Origin of the sequence: Nocardiopsis sp. TNDT3 (assembly GCF_003427465.1) — a bacterium.
Taxonomy (GTDB): Bacteria; Actinomycetota; Actinomycetes; order Streptosporangiales; family Streptosporangiaceae; genus Nocardiopsis; species Nocardiopsis dassonvillei.
On the sequence record NZ_QPFC01000892.1, the window covers coordinates 1 to 1,451 of the forward strand.

Annotated in this window: 1 protein-coding gene; it reads right to left on the minus strand. The window is 71.8% G+C overall.

The genetic code is table 11. From position 1 onward, the window contains the following. Positions 1-51: 51 nt before the first annotated feature. Positions 52-1,386, minus strand: a complete 1,335-nt coding sequence (locus tag DQW06_RS21185; RefSeq protein WP_013152064.1) for an MFS transporter — start codon at positions 1,384-1,386, stop codon at positions 52-54. Positions 1,387-1,451: the final 65 nt, after the last annotated feature.

A 1,451-nucleotide genomic window follows, 5' to 3' on the forward strand; every position in this document is an offset into this window, starting at 1 on the left:
GCGGTGACCGGGAGCCCCCGGTCACCGCCCGTCGCTTTCCGTCCTACGGTGTCAGCGCACCACCACGTCGTCGCGGACGCGCAGCCGCTCGCCGTAGAAGCCGCCGACCGCCGTGACCAGGGCGATCCCCAGGAACAGCACCGAGGCGACCCAGGAGCGTCCGTCCGCGCTCTCCAGCAGGGCGGTCGCGATGAACGGCAGGAAGCCGCTCAGGGCGCCGGCCAGGTTGTAGGCCAGCGCGACGCCGCTGTAGCGCAGGTTCGCCGGGAACAGCTCGGTGAGCAGCGCGCCGGAGACCGCGTAGGCGATGGACAGGAAGCCCACGCCCCCGGCCACCGCCAGCACCACCAGCACCGGCGAGGTCGTGTCGATCAGCCAGAACACCGGGAAGGCGATCACCGCCGTGGCGATACCGCCCCACATGGTGACGCGCCCGGGGCCGAGCTTCTCGGCCAGGCGCCCGAAGTAGACGATCACGCCGATCTGCACCACCGCGGCGACCAGGGTGGCGTTGACCATGAGGCTGCGCGACAGTCCGAGGGTGTCGGTGCCGTAGCTGATGGCGAACGTCGTCATGACGTAGAAGCCGCCGACGCCCAGCATGGCGGACGCGATCGCGATGAGGAGCCTGCCCCACGCGTGGCGGAACACGTCGACCGCGGGGACCTTGGAGCGCGCCTCCTGCTTCTCCATCTCCTCGAAGACCGGCGACTCCTCCACCTTCTGGCGGATGTAGACCGCGACCAGCAGCAGCGGGAAGGCCGCGAGGAACGGCAGGCGCCAGCCCCAGGAGTCGAACTGCTCGGCGGGCAGGAGCAGGACCAGCGAGAACGCGCCCGAGGAGAGCAGGGTGCCCACGGGCGACCCGATCTGCGGCAGGGCCGCGTAGCGCCCGCGCTTCTCCGGCGGGGCGTGCTCGACGGCGATGGTCACCGCGCCGCCCCACTCGCCGCCGACCGCGACGCCCTGCACGAGCCGGAGCAGGGCCAGCAGCAGCGGAGCGGCGATGCCGATCGAGGCGAAGTCGGGCAGCAGGCCGATGAGGCCGGTGGCCACACCGATGGAGACCACGGTGATCAGCAGCGCTGGTCGCCGTCCGATCCGGTCGCCCATCCAGCCGAACAGCACCGCGCCCAGCGGACGCGCGACGAAGCCGACGCCGAAGGTGGCGAACGCGGCCAGGGTGGCGGCCGTGGCGTCCAGCGTCGTGAAGTACAGCCGGTTGAACACGAGCGCGGCGGCCGTACCGAAGAGGAAGTAGTCGTACCACTCCAGTGCGGTGCCGACGAAGGCCGCGAAAGCGATCCGGCCCGCCTCGCGACCGCTCACCACCGGCCCGCCGCGTGCCGGGCGCTCCTCGGTCGCCTCTGGGTCGAGGTCACTCATCCTTGGTTTCTCCTATTCGCTGTCCGCGCCGGCGGCGGCGCGGTGTTCAGGGGATGGGGCGGGCC

Excerpts from the sequence above, each read along its gene's own strand:
- DQW06_RS21185 (WP_013152064.1), bottom strand. The coding sequence starts at position 1,386 with ATGAGTGACCTCGACCCAGAGGCGACCGAGGAGCGCCCGGCACGCGGC.